Annotated in this window: 19 protein-coding genes, 1 tRNA gene and 2 pseudogenes; 10 read left to right on the top strand and 12 right to left on the bottom strand. The window is 68.6% G+C overall.

Annotated features, from left to right (window positions below; translation table 11 throughout):
* Window positions 1–312: 312 nt before the first annotated feature.
* Window positions 313–1,251, bottom strand: coding sequence for an NADP-dependent oxidoreductase (locus tag ACZ6I1_RS09095; RefSeq protein WP_469284818.1), 939 nt, complete (start codon window positions 1,249–1,251; stop codon window positions 313–315).
* 940 nt (window positions 1,252–2,191) lie between these two features.
* Here ACZ6I1_RS09095 and ACZ6I1_RS09090 point away from each other — a divergent pair.
* The 5 genes from ACZ6I1_RS09090 (at window position 2,192) to ACZ6I1_RS09070 (ending at window position 7,500) form a co-directional block, all read left to right on the top strand.
* Complete coding sequence (locus ACZ6I1_RS09090) at window positions 2,192–2,995, top strand: urease subunit gamma (protein WP_469284816.1); 804 nt, start codon at window positions 2,192–2,194, stop codon at window positions 2,993–2,995.
* Window positions 2,992–5,067, top strand: coding sequence for an urease subunit alpha (gene ureC / locus ACZ6I1_RS09085; RefSeq protein WP_469284814.1), 2,076 nt, complete (start codon window positions 2,992–2,994; stop codon window positions 5,065–5,067). The genes ACZ6I1_RS09090 and ureC overlap by 4 nt, the downstream gene beginning before the upstream one ends.
* Before the next feature lie 109 nt (window positions 5,068–5,176).
* Window positions 5,177–5,851: an urease accessory protein UreF gene (locus ACZ6I1_RS09080; protein ID WP_469284812.1), complete on the top strand. Its 675-nt coding sequence runs from the start codon at window positions 5,177–5,179 to the stop codon at window positions 5,849–5,851.
* Between the two features lie 30 nt (window positions 5,852–5,881).
* Entirely contained in the window at window positions 5,882–6,577 is a 696-nt protein-coding gene (gene ureG, locus ACZ6I1_RS09075) for an urease accessory protein UreG (RefSeq protein ID WP_469284810.1), read from the top strand.
* Window positions 6,578–6,636: 59 nt separating this feature from the next.
* Window positions 6,637–7,500, top strand: coding sequence for an urease accessory protein UreD (locus tag ACZ6I1_RS09070; protein WP_469284808.1), 864 nt, complete (start codon window positions 6,637–6,639; stop codon window positions 7,498–7,500).
* A gap of 312 nt (window positions 7,501–7,812) precedes the next feature.
* Here ACZ6I1_RS09070 and ACZ6I1_RS09065 read toward each other — a convergent pair whose 3' ends face one another.
* The gene (locus tag ACZ6I1_RS09065) at window positions 7,813–8,316 is read right to left on the bottom strand and encodes a GNAT family N-acetyltransferase (RefSeq protein WP_469284806.1); all 504 of its coding nucleotides are present in this window, start codon (window positions 8,314–8,316) and stop codon (window positions 7,813–7,815) included.
* A 306-nt stretch (window positions 8,317–8,622) separates the two neighbouring features.
* On the opposite strand from ACZ6I1_RS09065, the pseudogene ACZ6I1_RS09060 reads away from it, so the two are divergent.
* Window positions 8,623–8,742 (top strand): annotated as a pseudogene (locus ACZ6I1_RS09060) (xanthine dehydrogenase accessory protein XdhC); the annotation flags it as partial.
* A 180-nt stretch (window positions 8,743–8,922) separates the two neighbouring features.
* Here ACZ6I1_RS09060 and ACZ6I1_RS09055 read toward each other — a convergent pair.
* Window positions 8,923–9,225, bottom strand: coding sequence for a hypothetical protein (locus ACZ6I1_RS09055; protein ID WP_469284975.1), 303 nt, complete (start codon window positions 9,223–9,225; stop codon window positions 8,923–8,925).
* A 358-nt stretch (window positions 9,226–9,583) separates the two neighbouring features.
* Here ACZ6I1_RS09055 and ACZ6I1_RS09050 point away from each other — a divergent pair, with 358 nt between their 5' ends.
* The gene (locus tag ACZ6I1_RS09050; protein WP_469284804.1) at window positions 9,584–10,273 is read left to right on the top strand and encodes a DUF4389 domain-containing protein; all 690 of its coding nucleotides are present in this window, start codon (window positions 9,584–9,586) and stop codon (window positions 10,271–10,273) included.
* Here ACZ6I1_RS09050 and ACZ6I1_RS09045 read toward each other — a convergent pair.
* From ACZ6I1_RS09045 to ACZ6I1_RS09030, 4 genes are all read right to left on the bottom strand, one after another.
* Window positions 10,185–10,604 carry a winged helix-turn-helix domain-containing protein gene (locus ACZ6I1_RS09045; RefSeq protein WP_469284801.1) on the bottom strand — a complete coding sequence of 140 codons (420 nt, stop codon included), beginning with the start codon at window positions 10,602–10,604 and terminating at the stop codon, window positions 10,185–10,187. The two genes, ACZ6I1_RS09050 and ACZ6I1_RS09045, sit on opposite strands and share 89 nt — an antisense overlap.
* A 593-nt stretch (window positions 10,605–11,197) precedes the next feature.
* Window positions 11,198–11,731, bottom strand: coding sequence for a hypothetical protein (locus ACZ6I1_RS09040; RefSeq protein ID WP_469284798.1), 534 nt, complete (start codon window positions 11,729–11,731; stop codon window positions 11,198–11,200).
* A 552-nt stretch (window positions 11,732–12,283) separates the two neighbouring features.
* Window positions 12,284–12,402: transfer RNA gene (locus tag ACZ6I1_RS09035), tRNA-Gly, on the bottom strand.
* 282 nt (window positions 12,403–12,684) lie between these two features.
* Entirely contained in the window at window positions 12,685–13,215 is a 531-nt protein-coding gene (locus ACZ6I1_RS09030) for an EF-hand domain-containing protein (RefSeq protein ID WP_469284795.1), read from the bottom strand.
* A 348-nt stretch (window positions 13,216–13,563) separates the two neighbouring features.
* Here ACZ6I1_RS09030 and ACZ6I1_RS09025 point away from each other — a divergent pair, with 348 nt between their 5' ends.
* Window positions 13,564–14,532 (top strand): methyltransferase, encoded by a 969-nt coding sequence (locus ACZ6I1_RS09025; RefSeq protein ID WP_469284793.1) that lies wholly within the window; start codon window positions 13,564–13,566, stop codon window positions 14,530–14,532.
* Window positions 14,533–14,658: 126 nt separating this feature from the next.
* Window positions 14,659–15,084 (top strand): transposase family protein, encoded by a 426-nt coding sequence (locus tag ACZ6I1_RS09020; RefSeq protein ID WP_469284790.1) that lies wholly within the window; start codon window positions 14,659–14,661, stop codon window positions 15,082–15,084.
* Here the strand turns inward: ACZ6I1_RS09020 and ACZ6I1_RS09015 are convergent.
* The 3 genes from ACZ6I1_RS09015 to ACZ6I1_RS09005 all read right to left on the bottom strand — a co-directional run bounded on the left by ACZ6I1_RS09015 (window position 15,044) and on the right by ACZ6I1_RS09005 (window position 17,318).
* Window positions 15,044–15,850 carry a hypothetical protein gene (locus ACZ6I1_RS09015; protein ID WP_469284788.1) on the bottom strand — a complete coding sequence of 269 codons (807 nt, stop codon included), beginning with the start codon at window positions 15,848–15,850 and terminating at the stop codon, window positions 15,044–15,046. The two genes, ACZ6I1_RS09020 and ACZ6I1_RS09015, sit on opposite strands and share 41 nt — an antisense overlap.
* 201 nt (window positions 15,851–16,051) lie before the next feature.
* A complete protein-coding gene (locus tag ACZ6I1_RS09010; protein WP_469284786.1) occupies window positions 16,052–16,483 on the bottom strand; it encodes a hypothetical protein in 432 nt (143 codons plus the stop codon).
* Between the two features lie 217 nt (window positions 16,484–16,700).
* Window positions 16,701–17,318, bottom strand: coding sequence for a hypothetical protein (locus ACZ6I1_RS09005; protein ID WP_469284784.1), 618 nt, complete (start codon window positions 17,316–17,318; stop codon window positions 16,701–16,703).
* Between the two features lie 133 nt (window positions 17,319–17,451).
* Here ACZ6I1_RS09005 and ACZ6I1_RS09000 point away from each other — a divergent pair, with 133 nt between their 5' ends.
* Window positions 17,452–18,000 carry a putative immunity protein gene (locus ACZ6I1_RS09000; RefSeq protein ID WP_469284782.1) on the top strand — a complete coding sequence of 183 codons (549 nt, stop codon included), beginning with the start codon at window positions 17,452–17,454 and terminating at the stop codon, window positions 17,998–18,000.
* Between the two features lie 221 nt (window positions 18,001–18,221).
* Here the strand turns inward: ACZ6I1_RS09000 and ACZ6I1_RS08995 are convergent.
* Both ACZ6I1_RS08995 and ACZ6I1_RS08990 read right to left on the bottom strand, forming a co-directional pair.
* Window positions 18,222–18,389 (bottom strand): annotated as a pseudogene (locus tag ACZ6I1_RS08995) (Phenylacetic acid catabolic protein); the annotation flags it as partial.
* Between the two features lie 11 nt (window positions 18,390–18,400).
* On the bottom strand, window positions 18,401–19,021 hold the full coding sequence (locus ACZ6I1_RS08990) for a TIGR04222 domain-containing membrane protein (RefSeq protein WP_469284780.1): 621 nt from the start codon (window positions 19,019–19,021) through the stop codon (window positions 18,401–18,403).
* Window positions 19,022–19,187 lie beyond the last annotated feature (166 nt).

Genomic DNA, 19,187 nt, shown 5'->3' with positions numbered 1-19,187 from the left:
GGCTACGGCACGCCCCGGTAGGGTGGCACGGCTGTCGGTGCCGGAGAAGCCCAGGCAGATCCCGGCGGTCCGAGCAGCAGCTCTCCTGGGCGGGGAAACAAGCGAAGCCGCCCTCCTCCCGCGCCACGATCACCGTCGGCTCCCCCCAGGCGCTGGTCTCCTTCGTGAAGGCACGGATCCGGCGCCACTGGCCCGTGTTAGCCGATCACATCTCCGCGATCGTCGGCTGGCCTCGCGCGTACGCCGCCCGCGCCCCGGTAGCCCCGTACGGCCGAAGCCGGATACGCCCCCCGACCGCCGGCCGCACGAACCCTACGGAACCAGCACGATCTTGCCCCGGACCCGCCCGGTCTCGCTGAGCTCGTGCGCCTTCGCCGCCTCGGTGAGCGGGAGAGTCTCGGAGATGGTGGGCCGGATGCCGTGGCCGTCGATCAGCGCGGCGAAGTCGGTCAGTAGGGCAGGGGTCGGCTCGAGAAAGAACTCCACGAAGCGCACGGCCAGTTCGGCGGCACGGGCGGTGACCTCGGTGCGGTCGACGCCGACCCCGACCACGTCCACCAGAATGCCGCCCGGCTTGAGCGTGCCGAGGGAGCGCGGCCCGTAGTCGAGGCTGATGGTGTCCAGTACGGCGTCGATGTCGCGGAGCGCGCCGAAGTCCGCAACCGTGTAGTCGATCAGCTCGTCGGCGCCGAGGTCCCGCAGGTACGCGTGCTTGGCGGCGCTCGCCGTGCCGATGACGTACGCGCCCCTGGCCTTGGCGATCTGGACGGCGAGGTGGCCGACGCCGCCGGCCGCGCCGTGGATCAGCACCCGGTGGCCGGGCCCCACGTCCGCGAGGGTGATCAGGGCCTGGTAGGCGGTGAAACCCGAGATGGGCAGGGCCGCGGCGCCGACGTGGTCGAGGGTGCGGGGCTTGGGGGCGATCCGGTCCTCGGGGACGACGACGTGGTCGGCGTGGCTGCCGTGCGGCGGCACGGTCCAGCCGTACACCTCCTCGCCCTCCGCGAACCGGTCCACGCCCTCGCCGAGCCGTTCCACAGTGCCGCTGAACTCGTGGCCGAGGACGTAGGGCGGCGGCCCGAAGAAGTCCACCTTGCCGACCCGGACCTTCCAGTCGGCCGGGTTCATGCCGGTGGCCCGCACCCGGACCAGCACCTCGCCGGGGCCGGGTACAGGGAGGGGTGTCTCGGCGAGTTCCAACACGTCGGAGCCGCCGATGCTCCGCTGGATGATCACACGCGTCGTCGTCATGAAGATCATCTTTCCACCGGGAGCGGTCAGGGGAACAGTAAATTTGACGACGGGATGAGGAGACCCGAGTTCCACCCCGGCCCCGTCACCGCGGTGGAAGGCACACCCGCCGACAGGGTGCCGCCGTGTCCGAGCACCAGCGCGACCTCGCCGGCTACGGCGCGCCCAGCCGCCCGGCACAACAGCGCCTGGGCCGCCGTGAGCCTCCTCCTCAACTACGAGGAGAGCGGCGAGCAGAACGTCCCGGACGGCAACCCGGCCCCCGAGGGCTACCTCCGGATCTTCGCCGCCTCTCACGGCCGGGACCTGACTCCGGAGGAACGGGAGACTCTCGAGCGGATCCGACCCCCTTGGACGTATCCGGTGAGGCTGGCGGTCCAGGCGTACGACGGCCCCATAGCGAGCGCCCCTCCTCCGAACCCGAGGGCATTGGGGTCGAACGCCTCGCATCGCACGTCCGGTTCTACGCCGACACGAAGCCAACGTGATCACTACCGGGGTTCTCGCAGAACTCTCACAGATGGTCATTTCTGCGAGCACGAAGTGTGACGGCCGTGGCCCACGGTTGTCTTCAAGGTGACGCGCACGGTCGGATGAGGCCGCCTCCACCCGTGCGTGTACGAGACGCCGAATCCCGTCCTGACGCGCCCCAGGGTGTCGTTGGGTGGCCCCTCGCTGGATCAGGAGAGGCGGCACGTGTCCGAGGAGCCTCAGAGTTCGCCAGGGGCGGCCGGCCTGGAATCACGGGCCGTGCGACGTGTGCGCCCTGTTCGCCCACATGGCTCCCTTTTCAATGGATTGTGAGTGATGAGGGTTCTTTCCTTTCTTGCTGGATACATCCTTTTTGACCAACCTGCGGCGTCCTGCGCATCAGCACAGTTCACGCCGCCCTGGCGGTGTTCGCCGCAGGTGCCAAACGAGGAGCAAGAAGGGGAACTGGATGCATCTGACGCCACATGAGCAGGAGCGGCTCATGATCCGTGCCGCGGCGGATCTGGTCGAGCGACGCCTCATGCGCGATCCCACTCTCGAGCTGAACTATCCGGAAGTCATGGCGCTGTTTGCGGCCTATGTGCTGGAGGAGGCCCGTCACGACACGAAGACGGTCGCCGAGCTCATGGACACCAATCTGGGCGATGTGGCGGCGCAGCTCCAAGTGCGCCTCACCAAGTTCGGGACTACCTTGCCGACCTCGGCGAACAATGATCCGACCCTCAACGTCCTGCCGGGGGTCCGGGAGATGATCGCCAACGTGCAGGTCGAGGCGACGTTCAAGGACGGCACCAAGCTGGTGGTCATCCCGGATCCGCTCTGCGACGTGCAGCTCCCGACGACGGTCCACCCGGGTAAGTGGGAGCACCCGGACAAGACCCCTGTGCCGTACAACCTGGACGGGGGCAGCACGTTCCCGACCGGGAAGAAGCTGTGGGTGCAGAACACCGCGGACCGTCCGATCCAGGTCGGCTCCCACTATCACTTGGACGACGTCAACAGGCACGGCGGGAACGTAGGCGGCAGGGGGCTCGACTTCTACGAGGACGATGGCAATGACCAGATGTCCTCCCGGCCGGCCGACGTGAACGGGTACCGGCTGCACATCGCGGCCGGTACGTCGGAGCGCTTCGAGCCCGGCGAAACGGCCGCGCGCAGGGTATGGGTGGTGCCCATCCGGGGAGCTCTGGAGGTATGGGGCCTTCATGAGGCAAGGACGACCACAGCGGACGCGAAGGTGACCCAGCGATGACGAAGTGTGTTGCCCAGGCGGCTTCGACTCCCAGCTTCACCGTGCGCCCTCCGGTTCCGCTGGAGCGGGAGGACTACGCCACGCTGTACGGCCCGACGAAGGGCGACTGGGTCAGGCTCGCCGACACCAACCTCGTCGTCGAGATCGAGGAGGACTGGTGCGGCGGGCCGGAGCGCAGCGGCGATGAGATGCTTTTCGGCGGCGGCAAGGTCATGCGCGAGTCGATGGGCATGTCACACATCGCCCGGGACGGCTCCACACTTCCGCCGGGCGCCACCAGCCTCCTCCTGCCGGTAGACACCGTGATCACCGGTGCGTTGATCATTGACCACTGGGGCGTGGTGAAGGCCGACGTCGGCCTGCGGGGCGGGAAGATCTACGCGATCGGCCAGGCCTACAACCCGGAGACGATGACACCCAAGCCCGCGGACCAGGCCAAAGGTGCCTCGAACTTCGTGGTGGGGCCGGAGACCGAGGTGATCTCCGGAAATGGGAAAATCATGACCGCGGGTGGCGTCGACACCCACGTGCACTTCCTGGGACCCGGGCAGATCCACGAGGCGCTCGCGTCGGGTGTGACCACGCTCATCGGCGGCGGTACCGGCCCCGCGGACGGCAGCAGGGCCACCACCATGACGCCCGGCGAGTGGCACATGAAGCAGACGTTCAGGGCGCTGGACGCCTATCCGGTCAACATCGGCCTGTTCGGCAAGGGCGGCACGGTCAACAAGAAGGCGCTGGAAGCCCAGATCGACGCCGGGGCCATCGGCCTCAAGATCCACGAGGACTGGGGGGCCACCCCCGCGGCCATCGACGTGGCGCTGGAGGTCTGTGAGGCCAAGAAGGCCCAAGTCGCCCTGCATGCCGACTCGATGAACGAGTCCGGGTTCGTCGAGGACACGTTCGAGGCGACCAAGGATCGCAACACCAGCGTGTACCGGGGCATTCACGTCTTCCATGTCGAAGGCGCCGGCGGCGGCCACGCACCGGACATCATGAAGCTGGTGGGCAAGAAGAGCGTGCTGCCCGCGTCGACCAACCCGACCCGGCCCCTGACGAAGAACACCGTCGCTGAGCACATGTACATGATGGTCATCTGCCATCACCTCAACCTCGACGTCCCCGCTGACGCGTCGTATGCCGACTCGCGTATCCGGCCCTCCACGATGGCCGCTGAGGACCTGCTGCACGACACCGGTGCCATCTCGATGATGTCCTCCGACTCGGGGGCCATGGGGCGTATCGGCGAAATGATCATGCGAACTTGGCAGACCGCGCACGTCATGAAGGGCCGTCGCGGTCACCTGCCGGACCCCGGCATCCCGGGAACGACTGGCTCCCCGGGACACGACAACTTCCGCGTCAGGCGCTACATCGCCAAGTACACGATCAACCCGGCCATCGCGCACGGCATCGACAAGTATGTCGGCTCCGTCGAGGCCGGCCCCGACAAGATCGCGGATCTGGTGCTGTGGGAGCCGAAGTTCTTCGGCGTCAAGCCGCACATGATCATCAAGGGCGGGCAGATCGCCTACGCGCAGATCGGTGACGCCAACGCGTCGATCCCGACACCGCAGCCGTACCTCCCCCGTCCGGTGTGGGGGTCATGCGGCACGGCACCGGGGGGCAACTCCTTCAACTTCGTAGTGGAGGGTGCCTCGGCCCCAGGTCGGAAGCCCACCACGTACGGGCTGACCAAGGGGCTGCTGGAGATCACTTCCCCCCGCGGCAAGACCAAAGCTGACATGAAGCTCAACACGGAACAGCCGGACATCGAGATCGGCCCCGACTACTTCGACATCACCATCGGCGAGGGCGGCGGCACGGACACGGGCACGCGCCGGCCCGCTCCCTTCCCCCTGAAGAATCCGCCGCCGAGCCCGGCCAGAAGCGGGTCCGAGGAACCGGGTGCGTACTGGGGCACGACCACGGATGCCAAGACCACGGTGGAGAACCAAACGATGTTCTCCGGCCAGCCCCGAACCCCGAGCCCGCCCCCGGTCCCGAACCCGGCCGGTAAGGGCCTCTACGAGAACACTCTGCCCATGACGCAGCTGTACTTCCTCTTCTGAGCACGGCAGCGGGCCCGGCGGTTGGCCGCCGGGCCCGCTCTCCCGGGGAAAGATTCTCCCCTTGCCCTCCTCTTCACCCCGTACCTGTGAAAGGCAGGCCACCGTTCCCATGAGCCATGCCGCCCTGCTCGTTCTGGCCGACGGCCGTTTCCCCGCCGGTGGGCACGCCCACTCCGGCGGCGTGGAGGCCGCGGTCGCCTCGCACGGCGTCCACGACGCCGCAAGTCTTCAGGCGTTCTGCCGGGGCCGCCTGCACACCGCCGGGCTGACCGCGGCCGGCCTCGCCGCCGGCGCCGCCACCGGGTACGACCCGATGGCGTTGGACGAGGCCGCGGACGCCCGCACCCCCGTACCGGCACTGCGCCACGTCGCCCGCAAGCTCGGCCGGCAGATGCTGCGTGCCGCCCGGGCCGCCTGGCCCTGCCCCGAGCTCGACCAGATCGCCCACTCGCTCCCGCAGGGCGCACACCAGCCCGTGGTCCTCGGCGTCGCCGCGCGCGCCGCCGGCCTGACCCCGTCGGATGCCGCCCAGTGCGCCGCCTACGAGAGCATCAGCGGCCCTGCGACGGCCGCGGTACGGCTTTTGAGCCTCAACCCGTTCGACGCCACCGCCCTGCTGGCCCGGCTCGCCGGTGAACTCGACGACGTCGCCCACGCCGCCGCCGAAGCGGCAGCACGGCTCGCCACCGACGGTGTCGCAGTCCTGCCCGCCGCGTCCTCGCCACTCCTTGACATCACCGGCGAACAGCACGCCGCCTGGCCCATGCGCCTCTTCGCCTCCTGACCCCCACATACACACCGTTCGGAGAACGCCATGCACCTCGACCACGACACGGCCCTGCCGCACCACCACACCCCCAGCGCCGAGGCACTGCGCGCCAACGGCAGCCGCCGCGCCCTGCGCATCGGCCTCGGCGGACCCGTCGGATCAGGCAAGACCGCCACCGTCGCCGCACTGTGCCGCGCCCTGCGCGACCGGCTGTCCATCGCGGTCGTCACCAACGACATCTACACCCGCGAGGACGCCGAGTTCCTGCTCCGCGAAGCCGTGCTGCCGCCGGAGCGCATTACCGCCGTCGAGACCGGCGCCTGCCCGCACACCGCGATCCGCGACGACATCTCCGCCAACCTCGAAGCCGTCGAACAGCTGGAGGAGGCACTGCTCCCGCTGGATCTGATCCTCATCGAGTCCGGCGGCGACAACCTCACCGCCACCTTCTCCAAGGGCCTTGTCGACCACCAGGTGTTCGTCATCGACGTCTCCAGCGGTGACGACATCCCCCGCAAGGGCGGCCCCGGCATCACCACCGCCGACCTCCTCGTCGTCAACAAGACCGACCTCGCTCCGTACGTCGGCGCGGACCTGGAGACCATGGCCGCCGACGCGAGCAAGCAGCGCGGATCCCTCCCCGTCGTCTTCACCAGCCTGGCCTCGGACGACGGCATCCAGCCGGTCGCCGAGTGGGTCAACGGCTGCCTGTCCGCTTGGCGTGCCGAGGCCGCCGTATGACAGCCACCGCACCACAGGCGTGCCCGGCGCCCACGGCGGAACACCTCACGCCGGCGCCGGTGGCCGAAGGAAGGGAGACGGACAGCGGGCGGACGAACGAGGCACCCGCCGTGGTGCGCAGGCCCGCAACGGACCCCGAGCTCTCGGGAGTCCAGGCCACCGCCATCATCAGGGCCGTGCACAACGGCTCCGCCACCACCGTCCCGCGCCTGCGCAGCAGTGGTCCCTTCCACCTGCACCGGACGCAGCCCCGCAACGGGTGGGCCCGAGTCAGCGTGATCAGCGCCATGTGCGCACCGCTCGGCGGAGACCGTCTCGCCCTCGACGTCACCGCCGAGGAACACGCCAAGCTGGAGGTGTCCACGGCGGCCGCCACCATCGCGCTGCCCGGCGCCACCGCCGCCCCCGCCACTTACGACGTACGCCTCACCGTCGCCGACCACGCCATCCTGACCTGGCTGCCCAAACCCTTGATCAGCGTCCAGAACAGCACCCTCCACCAGGCCTGCACCGTCGACCTCGCACCGACCGCCGCCGTCATCCTGCGCGAAGAGCAACTCCTCGGCCGCACCCCCGAGCCCCCCGGCCACCTCACCACCCGCCTGACCGTGCGTCGAGGCGGCCGTCCCGTCCTCGACCAGCACACCGCCTACGGCGGGACGGCGCCGGCCTGGGACGGCCCCGCCGTGCTGGGCGGATACCGCGCTACTGGTCAACTCCTGGTCGTGGACCCCTACCTGACCCCCGATCACCCGCCGATCCTCATCGGCGACGATCCCGAGGCAGGCCACGCCGTTCTCACCCCGCTCGCCCAGCACCCCGCCTACCTGGCAACCGCCACCGCCCGTAGCCTCCACGACGTGGGCAAACTCCTGGACACAGCCCTCGAACACATCAAGGGCATGGAGCCGAGACCGACCTGAACAAGAGGTCCTGCCCGTCCCCGTCCGTCACGCCCTCGTGGAGGGCGTGACGGACGGGGACGGGCAGGAGCGACCGTAGAAGGCTCCGCTGGGAACCGGATGCCTAGGGCCGGAAGTGGGGGGTGTGGCAGGCCGCTTGGAAACGGCGGGCGCGGGAAGTCGGCTGGCATCGCCCGGCGGCAGTACGCCTTCGGCTGCCGACACCAGCGAGCTGTTCAGGAGGCCGTCCTCGCATGCGCCAAGCACCCGACGAGCACCCAAGCGAGACGACCGTTCGAGTACCAGTCCCCAGAGGAATACGAGAAAAGCTACTTACGCGCCGGGGTGCTCCGGCAGGGCGAGCCAGTCCGACCAGGAGATCTCTCGGCCGAGGTAGCGCGGTTGCTCGAACGGCCAGTCGGCGGCGATCCACTGCGGCACCAGCTCGTCGAGGGCCTGCTCGACCTTGCTGCCCACCAGCTCGTCCACCACCCACCAGGAGATCTCACCGTCGGCGCCGGCCCTCTCCGGCGGGTCGATGTAGACGCAGCCGAGCAGAGCTGTCTCCGCCGAGTCGAACAGCGCGTAGTTGAAAGACTGGTGTGCGGCCATCTCCTTCTCGTGCCGCAACAGGTCGGCCTGGTCGGCCTCATAGGTCATGGTGGCCGCGGGCCAGCCCCAGGCCGGGCCGAAAATGGTCCACAGCCGCTCGCGCGAACCCATCACAGCCGGATAGTCGAGCGGGGTGTCCGCCTCCCGGATCGGCCGCAGATGATGACCACCGCCCGGCAGCGGTACCAGCACGGGATGGACGAAGTTATCGGGAAGCCAGCTCATGGCGCCCGACCGTAGCAGCGCGCGGCCGTCCGCTCCTCTGAATTTTCCCGCATACCGCCAGACCCTGCTCTCATGCCGGACAGTGCCCGCGATCACCCGAACAAGACTCCCGTCCGATCGACACACTCCATGATCGGTATGGCAACGGCTGCTGAGCCACCAGGCAGTTCTCGCCGCTACGGGCGACGCCCAGGCGGGCCCCGGACGGCCTCCAGGCCGGTACGCGGCCCTGGGCGGAAGAAGCCTGCGACGACACCTCCCTCATCGACCGCCCTGGGGATCCCCCGCAAGCAGGTGCAGATCCAGCGTGTGCGGGGACGACACGGCGTGCAGTGCTGCGGCGGGGCCGTCAGCGTCCTGCTCGAGCCGTTGCCGGTGGTCCCGTCCGTGGCGGTCTTCGGCGTCGGACACGTCGGACTGGAGCTCGGGGTGAGCGTCGCGGCAGACCTCCTCCGGACCTTCGAACAAGACCGCCCCCGGGCCGGGGCCGGACACGGATGCCGAGGTTCCGTAGGCGACGTACACGCGGGCGGCGCGGCGCGGTCCGGGGCGGGGTCTCCGGAGCTGGTCCGGAAGCCAGGGCCGTGCGCCCGCGGCCCTGACGGGTCAGATGGCGATGCCGTTCCTGACGCGCCGGTTGTGACGACGGCGCACTACTTCCCAGGGGAGTACTGCTGCTGCGCCATAGGCGGTCAGGGCCGCCCATGACGGCAGCGCGAAGCCGAGCAGGAGGGCGCTCGCGACCCAGGCCGGGAAGCAGACGAGGTCGACCCAGAGCGGAACACAGGCGAGTCTTCCGAAGAACAGTGGTATGGGGTGCTCCCGGATTCCCGCGATCAGATTGCGCAGGTAGGCAATGCTGGTACCTGCCGCAGTGACGGCGGCGACGATTACGGCGATGATCTGCACCTGGATCTCCTGTCCTCTGCGAAATCGGGAAGAGTCTCCTCATCCAGGGAAATCGACTGCGCGCCTCGCGTCATGTCGCGGATTTGCGTGGCTTGACAGCGGAGGCAGGTCAGGACCAGCTCGCATCCGTACTGGTCAGCGCCAGATCAGGCCAGTACGGCCAGATCGACTGCGATCCGTCAAGCCACGCGTTCTCCTGCCACGCAATGCAGGGACATGACCGGAGCTGAATTCAGGGGCTTAATTGCGATACGGCGCACACCGCGCAAGCGGCCCGCATATCGCATGGCCGGAAATGCTGGACGGTGCGATGCGCCGGACATATTCCCACTCCCCTACGAGAAAGGATGTGGCAGCGATGTTTCCCGCTTCCACTCATCCCGCGCGCGTCACAGCGACCCTGGATCCCCGGCTCAGCCGATGGCAGTGGCTGGTGAAGTGGATTTTCGCCCTCCCGCATTACGTGGCCCTGTTCTTCCTGCAGGTCGCCTTCCTGCTGCTGAGCATTGCGGCGTTCTTCAGCATCCTCATCACCGGCAGCTATCCCCGGCCGCTCTTCCGTTTCAATGTAGGCGTCATACGCTGGAGCATGCGCGTCACCTATTACTGCTCCGCGGTACTTGGCACCGACGCGTATCCCCCCTTCACCCTGAAAGACGTGCCCGACTATCCGATCCGGGTCAATATCGCCTATCCCGAACGACTTTCCCGCGGCCTGGTCCTCGTCAAGTGGCTGTTGGTCATCCCGCAGTTCCTGGTGATCGCCATATTGCTCACCAGCGGCTGGAGCGTATTCCGCTACGTCGAGGAGTACAGTCCGTTCTCCACCGGCCTCATCGGCCTGCTCTCGCTGGTCGCGATGGTGATCCTGACCTTCACGGGGACCTACCCGAGGGATCTGTTCGACCTCCTCATGGGTTTGCTGCGCTGGGCTCTGCGGGTGTTCGTCTACGCGTCCCTCATGACCGACGAGTACCCGCCGTTCCGGCTGGACATGGGAGGGAGCGAGCCCCCGGCGGGCGCGGTCGCGACCGCGGGCGGAGGATAAGACTCCGCCGCTGGCCGGCGGCTCCGGAAGCTCGGCGGGCGGCCCCTTCCTTCACTCGGCGATGCGGTAGCCCCCGGGGGGTCGTCGTGATGACCGGGGGGCCGCCCAGTTTGCGGCGCAGGCGGCCCACCGTGACGGTCACGGTGTTCGTGAACGGGTCGGCGTTCTCGTCCCAGACCTGTTCGAGGAGGTTTTCGGCGCTCAAGAAGTCCGGGCTGGCGCGCAGGAGCGCCTCCAGGACGGCGAACTCCTTGACCGAGAGGTCCAGCAGGCGGCCGGCCCGGAGGGCGGTACGGCGGACCGCGTCGAGTTCGAGGCCGGCAGCGCGCATTGTGCGCGGCCGGGCGGCCGGCCTGCGGCGGGCCTGGGAGGAGTTGCGGCAGAAGTTGAGAAAGTTGATCCGCCCCGAGAGGCGGACGGGGCGGCGTGGGAAAGGAAATCAGGTGAGTGCCGTAACAGCGGACGGGCACACCGCACAGGACACCACCGCACGGCCTTCCGCCCTGATGTCGCGCCTCGCGGGCCCTCCCGACTTCTGGGACCGCCCCGACGGCAGCTGGGCCGCGCCCACGCCCCCCGAGGGGCCCGATCGCGGAAGGCGGCCGGACGCGGCTGACGTGAACTCCGCCTACCGCCTGGGCTCCAAGGCCCTGCGCGCCGGGGACGCGCACGGCGCCCGAGCAGTGGCTTGGCCAGGCCGCCGAGCATGGCCACCCCGGCACCGCCTTCCGCCTGGCGGTCCTGACCGCCCGCCTCGGCGGGCCAGCCCTCTCACAGCGCCTCACGGCGCAAGTCGTCGTCCTTCAGTGCGGCACGACACCTCACTCCGCTGGGCGAGCGGATTCACCGCAAAACCGAGCATGCACCAGGACAGGCACCCCGCTCCGGCAGCGGGCAGGTCCGCGCCGGGCCGGGTGCACGAGGTCAGGGGTGGAGGTAGCTGTTGAGGTAGCTGCGGGCCGCGGCCTCGCTCGTGCCGAGCGCGACCGCCACCTGCTCGATCGGTACCGCCTCGGCGGCGAGCTCATACGCCGCGTCCTGCCCGGCCTGGGCGATGACGTACCGCAGGTCGGCCAGTGCCTTGAGCGCCACCAGAGGCTCCTCGGCGGCCAGGCCGTCGAGCCGGCGCACGAGTTCCGTGAGGAGACCGGTGAGTTCCGTAGGGAGTGGGACAGCCGCGTCCCGGATGACCGACAGGTGGGCGTCGTAGTCCTTGACCGGCCCCGACAAATCGACGTCCGACTCATAGAGGGGCTTGTCGTCCGGGAGCGTGGTCCAGTCGAGCGGGTACTCGGCCATGCCCCGCCAGCCGCATGAACAGCTGCCCCGCAAGACCGCGGCCCGGGGCCGGCCGAACCGGCCGTCGTAGACGTGCCACTCCGCCGACGACGGCATGTCCGCACCGCTGCCCACGTCGAAATAGACCCGCCCCGGCTCGCTGCCATCAGCAAGCAGCACCCCCACCGACCCCGTATGCGCGGCCCCCAACGCCTCCAGCACCCTATCCACCACAACCCCAACCTCCCGCCGTCCCGAGAGGGCCAGTCGCGCGGCCGGCCCTACGACGTCCAGGCTGCCCGGACCAGACCCCGGACGCACCGGTATCCACCGAAAGCGATACGGATGATTCGGTCGAAGCCGGCCGGCCAAGAGCGAGACAAGGCACGCTGAAAGCGCGCTGCGCTCACGCCGTCGGCGATGCCGAGGCCGCGGCGCGGGTGGTCAAAGGCCTGGGAGGCGCTCGGGCGGCGGGCGGTCGCGCTGCGATGTTCCACGTGGGCGACCCGGTCCCGGTTCGACGTCCCCCGGCGAGGTCGAAGGGCAGCGGGCCGACGCGGCGGCTGTCACCAACCGGTGCGGAAGGGCCCAGGAGCAGCAGCATGCAGACCGCGGCCATCGCGCCGGCCGCCCACCGCGTGGCTTTGTTCACGGGGTGTGGCTCTGGCACAACCTGTGTGGACCTGGCGTGATGCAGCAGGTCCGTGCGCTGGACGACGTGCAGGTCGGCTGCGGTGCCGACGGGATTTGAACCCGCGGACAGAGGGGAGCAGGTCCGCCCCGTCTCCGTCAGTCGCCGTGGGAGGGACCTCGCCCACGGCGATCGCAATGGGCCGCTCTGCCACGGCACCGCAACCTGCGGAAATGCGCCCACTCCCGCTCCGACTGAGGGTAGAGACATCGTTCTCTGAGGACGAATCCTCAGGAGTTGTGCCAGAGCCAGCTCGGGTTCTGGCACAACTTCCGTGAACGGCACGCACAGGTCAGTGAGCCTCTCCTGCATTTGGCCGGCTCAGACGCAGGGTGAAGAAGCGCTCAATGCGAAAGAGCCGGACCCGGTGAGACTGGGTCCGGCTCTTCGGTGCCAGCATTCGGGCTGCTCAGCGCCCGCTCGCCAGTGAACCGGCGAAGGCTCAGGCTGGCAGCGAGACCAGGTGGTCGCCGGGGATTCCGGCCAGGCCAGGCGTGTAGTAATCGCGGATGCCGTCGGCCCACGAGGTCACCGTGATCCGGTCGCTGGCGTCCGGACCGAACGCGTCGAACAGCGCGTTGATGTTCGGCACGTCGAAGCCCCACGCGGTCATCAGGGCGAGGAAGCGGGGCCGTTCGATCAGGCCGTCGCCGTCCGGGTCGCCGAGCGTGGCAAGCGCCTCGGCGAACGCGTGAATGGTCGGGCCGAACCGCTCCGGGTCAAGTACGGAGGCTTCGAACTCCCTGGGGCTGATCACGCCGTCACTGTCGGTGTCCAGCGCTCCCACCAGTACGTCCCACCAGCGGCGCATGCTGTCGGCCAGCGCCTGCCTGGCCTCCGGTCCCGAGTCCGTGGCGGCGGCCAGCACCCTGTCGGCGTTCAGCTCGAAGTCCTGGCTGTCGAGCACCCCGTTCTTGTTGGTGTCGAGCAGCTTGAAAATCAGAGCGGCGCGCTGAACGGCTTCGTTTCGCATGGATGGCTCTCTTTTGATGGTCGACCTGGGCCAGGGTTCTGGTCCGGCCCCCAACCTGGGCGTCCTGTACGCCCTGGGCACGGGCCTCCCACTCTCGGGCGCAGTCCACCGGCAATTCTCCCAGAACAAGGATCCATCACCCGGTAGTACGAATTGATCGGATGAGATGCCGTGGCCGGGAAAGCGTCGCTCCAACGGAGCCGAGGGTGCACTGGCATGCGTCAACGCGCGATGCTCCACACCGCGTTCAGCGGATTTCCAGCAGCTTGGGCAGTGCGGCGCGAGCCGCCGTTCTTACGATGCCCGAGTAGCCATCGAACGTCCTCGCCGCAACGCAGCGAGTGACAAGTGCCGCTGCCGGAGGCCCCGTTCGTCGCGCAGCACTGCTCCAGGCACCGGCCGGACGGCGAAGCAGCACCCGCTGGCGGCGAAGAGCAACGAAACGGAACAGCAATGACGCATCGCAGCGCACCCGAATCCGCACCTGCATCCGCACCCGAATTCGGCGCGGCCGGACGTGATGGGGAAGTCGGTGAACAGTACGGCGATGTGCTGGGACACCAGCGTCCCGGCGAGCGGGTCCGGCTCGACGCGATTGCCCGCACGTTCGACGCGCAGACCCGGCAGCGGTTGGAGGCCGTCGGGGTCGCGGCCGACTGGTCCTGCCTGGAGGTCGGCGCGGGCACCGGCACCATCGCCCACTGGCTGGCCGGGCAGTGTCCCCGAGGGCGGGTCACCGCGACCGACCTGGACGTGACGCTCGTCCGGGAGCCGGTTCCGGGCAATCTGACGGTGCTGGTGCACGACATTGCGAAGGACGCGTTCTCCGAGGGGGCCTTCGACCTGATCCACGCGCGCGCCGTTCTGATGCACCTGCCCCAGCGTGAACAGATCGTCGCGCGGATGCTGGAATGGCTGGTCCCCGGCGGCGTGCTCGTGCTGGAGGAACTGGTCCACTTCCCCCGTCACGGACTGCCCGCCGCCTCCCCGCTGCGGCGGGTCATCGACGCCTGGTGGGACTTGCTCAGCGCCTCGTTCGGCATGGACGACGCCTGGGGCGTTCGCGCACCCCAGGTCATGCGCGACGCTGGCTACGAGGACGTACAGGTCGCAGCGGACCTGCCGGCCTTGCATGCGGGATCGCCGATCGCCGAGTTCTCCCGACTGACCGTCCTGTCGGTCGCACCCCGCCTCATCGCCGCCGGAATGCTGAGCGAGGCCGATGTGCGCGCAGGCCTGGAGGAGATCGACGACCCCGGGCACCTCTCGTTCCCCATCGCCGTCATCGCCACGTCCGGGCGCCGACCCGGAAGCTGAGACTGAACTGTTCTGGGCTGTGCCCGAGGTACTGCTCCGGCTGGAAGAGCTGCTCTTCCTGTCGACTCCGGGGATCAGGGTGGTGTCGGTGCAGGACGACGGAGAGGTGGTCCGAGTCGGCGTCCGATGTCGGACGGCCAGGGCTCGGTGCGTCGGAGCCTGCCCGGCTGCGGGAACCGGTCGGGATGGGTGCGCGGGTCCTACCTGCGGTTCCCCGCTGACCTCCCGGTGGTGGGTCGGCGGGTGGTGCTGTGTCTTCGTGTCCGACGCTTCATGTGCGAAGACCTCTCCTGTGGGCGGCGGACGTTCGTCGAGCAGGTCGCGGGCCTGACCCGGCGGTGCAGCCAGCGCACCGAACGAATGCGGTCAGTGCTGGCCGAGGGAGTTCTCGCGTTGGCCGGTCGTGCCGGGTGCCCGACTGGCCGACATCTTCGGTGCGGGGGTCAGCCGGAATACGGTCCTGCGGCTGGTCGATGCCCCCTCCCGTGCACACGGAACAGGACTCCTGACGTCAGGGGGTCGGCAGGACTTCGCGGATTCCGGGGTCAGTGAGGTCCGTCAGTGCGTAGCTGGGAAAGTCAGCAGGTACGAGGACCAGGTCGCCGTCCCGCTCGAAGTTGAACCCGTCCTGCAGAATCCGGGTGCCCATCTCGGACTTGTGCTTCTGCTGGGTGACCAGAACGCCGCTCATGGACCCGTCCTTGCCCGGGCCCGACATCTTCCCGCGCCAGCGGAAGGGCTTACGCGCCTCACCCGCCAGCGGGATCCTTGCGCCGGTCCCACCGCCCGGCGATTTCATGACGAGCATGCCGGACCAGATGATCCAGCCTTCGACGTTGCTGATGAGGGTGCCGCGCTCGATCCAGCCGAAGTAGTCCGGCTTGACGGTGACCTGTACGTTCTCGCCGGTCTGCGTCGTCTTCCCCCAGGAGTACTGGTAGGAGGCGGTAACCGATGCCTGGAAGATCCCGTTGAGGGTGACACCGGCGGTCCCGGAGACACCGATGCTGTGTTGGTAGGACACCGAGTCCGACCAGTTCATGCCGTACTGGGCCTCACCAGGGCCGGGGTTGAAGACCTTGTTGGGGCTGACCTGATGCTGAGGACTGTAGGTGAACCACTGCTTGTCCGGCCGTACGACCACCACGCCCTTGCCGCCGTCGTTGGCCAGCCATTCTACGTAGGGGGCCTTGGCCGGGTCGATGACGGGAATGCTTTCCCATGCCTCAGGGTCGAGGTCGCGCTCTTTCATCGCTTCGTTGTAGGCGGTGAGGTTCGCCGTGTGGGACTTCGGCGGCGGCGGAAGCTGGTCGGCCACAGGTACTCCTTGTCTTGGACACGCATGTCGTCGCTGGCGCGCCCAAGAGTCCAGACCCACAGGCCGGGACGAGACGGGCGACGTCCGTTGTCCCTGAATATCCCTGCCCGGCCAACCGCGACCATGGCCGGACGCCCGACATCACCCACCCAGGCGAAGAGGTATCGCTTCTTCGTCGTGTCCGGCCCCGGTCTGGACCGGTCACCAGCACGACCGCGGGTCTTGTACGTGCTCCGGCGAGTGCTGGTCCTCTCCCCTGCCCAGGCCGGTCCGGACCAGGAAGCCGGGGTGCACGGCCCGTGGCGCGGCAGCGGTGTGCACCCGCTGGGTGCCGGGGATGCCCACCTCGACGAGGGCTCCGTCGCGGAACATCCACAGACCGAACAGGTCGTCGTCCTCGTCGTGCAGCATGACCTGCACGCAGGCGGGCTCGTTCCACGGCAGGGACTCCAGGTCCTCGAGCACGCCGCGGCGCCCGTTCCACCGCTCGAACTCGATGTGCCAGCCCCCTACGAACCAGGGGATCTGCACAAAGCAGCCCTGCCAGGTGCGGGCCTCGTCCGGTCGCGTCAGCGGCTCCATCACCTCGTCCTCGTATCGGGCCAACACGATGACCTGCGCCATTCTGCTCATGCCCACATGTCACACTGCGCCGGGTCTCGAGGGCAAACGGTTTGGGACCCGGAGCCGTCGCGGGGCTCCTTCCGTACGCGGAGTTCGCCGCACAGGACGTGCCCGGTCACGTTCGACCCCAGACGGTCAGGGCTACGGCGGTCGCGGTGCAGAGGTAGAGGTAGAGAACAAGGGACAGTCACGTGATCGGCCTGGAGCGGCTGGGCGTAATCGGGGGCTACTGCTGTGGTGGGCCGATGATGGACTGGCCGATCTGCTCTGCCAGCCAGGCGGCGTGCCGTTCCTCGGAACCGTCGAGATTTCCGCGGCGCACGTGGACGAGCACGGTGTGGTGACCGGCGTGCTCGTCAAGGCCTTTGGTGCGGCAGTTGAACAGCAGTGACACCCGGGCGTTGTTGGCTTCGCCGTGGATGTCACGGTCCGGTACGTCGGGCCACATCAAACCGGACCACCAGATCTCGCCGAAGTTGAGGCCCACCGAGGCAGTGAACTCGTCTTCGACGCTGCCCACGGGCCGGTATTCCATTGATGCCCAGAGCGGCAGGTGCGAGGCGAGGAAGTCCGGATCACTGGAGAGCTCGGGCGCGTGGACTCCGCCGTGCAAGCCCGTCGGGTCGGAAGGATCCCGCGCCCAGTCCTCGACATCCTCTTTCCGGAACCAGGCATCCGGCAGCGCCTCGCGTACCCGCAACACTTCAGGGACGGTGCACAGCTCGACGTCCACGGACACCTCCGCGAACTGCTGATCGCCCACCGCCACAAGCTGACGCGCCACGCGGAGAGCCAGTACTGGGTCGGTGGTGCGGAAGACCGGGTACGCCATGGGGCTGGACATGCGAGCACCCTGCCACAACCCGACACGTTTCCGATCCTCGGGCGACCCAAAGGCGGCAGGGGGATCCGGGCGTGGTCAGAGTCTCTTCGACCAGTGGATGCAGGCGCCTTTCGCCATGGGCGAGGATGGAACCATGGCAGGGCAAGCGAGCGAGATTACTCTGAGCAAGCAAGACCTTCGTGAGGTCGCCGCGTTCGCTGCGGCATGCGCGGAAGTGGTGCTTGAGGTATTCGAGGCGGATCAGCCGGACGACTCGCGTCCTCGGGACGCTATCGGTGCCGCGTGGGAGTTCGCCCGGGGCGGTGAGCGTGGGCAATCCCTGCGCGACACAGCGTGGGCAGCCCTCAAGGCAGTCACGAGCGCGGATACTGCAGCTGCGCGCGAGGCAGCTCAGGCAGCGATGTCTGCGGCAGGCGCCGCCTACCTGCATCCTCTGGCCAAGGCCACACAGGTCAAGCACATTCTCGGAGCGGCCGCTCACGCGGCCAGAGCAGCCGAACTCGTCGCTGGCGACAATCCGAGCATTGGCGCCGAACGCGTTGAGCAAGCGGTGCATCGTGCGACACCGGTCGTCGTTGACGTACTCAAACGCTTTCCAGCGGCACCGGGTGGCGGAGGAAGGGTTGGTGAATTGATCCGCATGCTGGACGCTGGCCTTCGTTCACTCGACCTCCCTGAATGACTTTCAGCGCCCAGATCACGTGGCCTCCTGACCAGGGATCTGAAAACGCGCTCAGGCGTCGGCCGGCACTGGTTTCCTCGGCCGGCCGGGCGTGGCGCCTTCCCGCGAGCGATCTCTCGACGACCCAGCGGCGGGGCAGAGAGCCACTTCCGCCAACAACACCCGCTCCCACATCGGGCTCGCATCGAGGGCCGCTAGCGGAGAGCTGCAACGCGCACGAGGAACATCTCGCCGGTGTACTTCCATAGGGTGTCCAGGGCAGCGCGCATGCGGCCCCGGCTTTCCTCCGTGCCGTCGCCGAGCCGCAGGGTCCACTGCTCGGCGTGGTCGCGGCGGTAGGCGGTCTCCTTGACGGCCTTGGCCGCGAGCGGACCGTCCCCGCCCGCCAGTCCACCAGACCTCACTCGCCCCCGCCCCCTCCCTCGCCTCCGCCTCCGCCTCCGTCCCCACCTCCGCCACTGTGACCGCCGCCGAAGTGTGTGCCCACATCGGGGCCGGCGTCGCCGTACTGGCGGTTGCCCGTGCGTCTGGGAGGCTGGGCGCGACGGGCTGGACCCGCCTGCGCGCGGCCCACCGGGCCTTGCACGGCCCCTTCCCAGCGCGGGCTGCGATGAGGGAAGACGTACGCCAGCATGCGCGGGTCAAGCTGGGCCTGTTGGAGATGTCGCCGGCCCGCAGGGGTCATTCGACGCTCCGCGCCCGCCACCAGACCCCACGTGGCCAGCCCGCGGCCGATCCTCTCAACCTCCGGGGAGCGTTGCAGGACGGCTCGTACGGTGTCAATGTTCGTCGGGCGCCCGCAGAAGACGACCATCGCGCGCTCGACCGGATGCAGAGGTTGCTTCCCCTCCACGGAATGCACCTGCGCGTTGCGCACCACAAGCAGCCCACGCTGATGCAGCGCGGTGACCGCACAGTCCACCACATGCTGGGCCCCGCCCGCCAAGAACGCGACGTCATACACGTCCAGGGGTCTCGTCTCGCCCGAGCCCCTCACGATCCACCGGAACACCCACCGCATACCAGACCCGCCCCCGTTCTGGCCCCGCCCCACTGTTGGCAGTGTCACCTCACAGCGCAGCCACCAACCGCCTTCCCACCATCTCAGAGCAAAACTTGAGCTACAGCCGCGCTGTTCTGCCAGCGGCAGAACACCGGCCGGATGGGGCTCGCTGATCATTACCGTC

The organism is Streptomyces sp. NPDC046303, from assembly GCF_055588085.1.
Note: the sequence above shows the minus strand (reverse complement) of the source record. Positions and strands in the feature narration are given on the sequence as shown.

What these genes read in the sequence shown, in the direction of transcription:
- ACZ6I1_RS09050 (WP_469284804.1), top strand. Translation starts at nt 9,584, where the DNA reads ATGTTTCCCGCTTCCACTCATCCCGCGCGCGTCACAGCGACCCTGGAT.
- ACZ6I1_RS09065 (WP_469284806.1), bottom strand. Translation starts at nt 8,316, where the DNA reads ATGAGCTGGCTTCCCGATAACTTCGTCCATCCCGTGCTGGTACCGCTG.
- ACZ6I1_RS09010 (WP_469284786.1), bottom strand. Translation starts at nt 16,483, where the DNA reads ATGAGCAGAATGGCGCAGGTCATCGTGTTGGCCCGATACGAGGACGAG.
- ACZ6I1_RS09000 (WP_469284782.1), top strand. Translation starts at nt 17,452, where the DNA reads ATGGCAGGGCAAGCGAGCGAGATTACTCTGAGCAAGCAAGACCTTCGT.
- ACZ6I1_RS09045 (WP_469284801.1), bottom strand. Translation starts at nt 10,604, where the DNA reads ATGCGCGCTGCCGGCCTCGAACTCGACGCGGTCCGCCGTACCGCCCTC.
- ACZ6I1_RS09020 (WP_469284790.1), top strand. Translation starts at nt 14,659, where the DNA reads ATGTCGGACGGCCAGGGCTCGGTGCGTCGGAGCCTGCCCGGCTGCGGG.
- ACZ6I1_RS08990 (WP_469284780.1), bottom strand. Translation starts at nt 19,021, where the DNA reads ATGCGGTGGGTGTTCCGGTGGATCGTGAGGGGCTCGGGCGAGACGAGA.
- ureG (WP_469284810.1), top strand. Translation starts at nt 5,882, where the DNA reads ATGCACCTCGACCACGACACGGCCCTGCCGCACCACCACACCCCCAGC.
- ACZ6I1_RS09080 (WP_469284812.1), top strand. Translation starts at nt 5,177, where the DNA reads ATGAGCCATGCCGCCCTGCTCGTTCTGGCCGACGGCCGTTTCCCCGCC.
- ureC (WP_469284814.1), top strand. Translation starts at nt 2,992, where the DNA reads ATGACGAAGTGTGTTGCCCAGGCGGCTTCGACTCCCAGCTTCACCGTG.
- ACZ6I1_RS09005 (WP_469284784.1), bottom strand. Translation starts at nt 17,318, where the DNA reads ATGTCCAGCCCCATGGCGTACCCGGTCTTCCGCACCACCGACCCAGTA.
- ACZ6I1_RS09090 (WP_469284816.1), top strand. Translation starts at nt 2,192, where the DNA reads ATGCATCTGACGCCACATGAGCAGGAGCGGCTCATGATCCGTGCCGCG.
- ACZ6I1_RS09030 (WP_469284795.1), bottom strand. Translation starts at nt 13,215, where the DNA reads ATGCGAAACGAAGCCGTTCAGCGCGCCGCTCTGATTTTCAAGCTGCTC.
- ACZ6I1_RS09095 (WP_469284818.1), bottom strand. Translation starts at nt 1,251, where the DNA reads ATGACGACGACGCGTGTGATCATCCAGCGGAGCATCGGCGGCTCCGAC.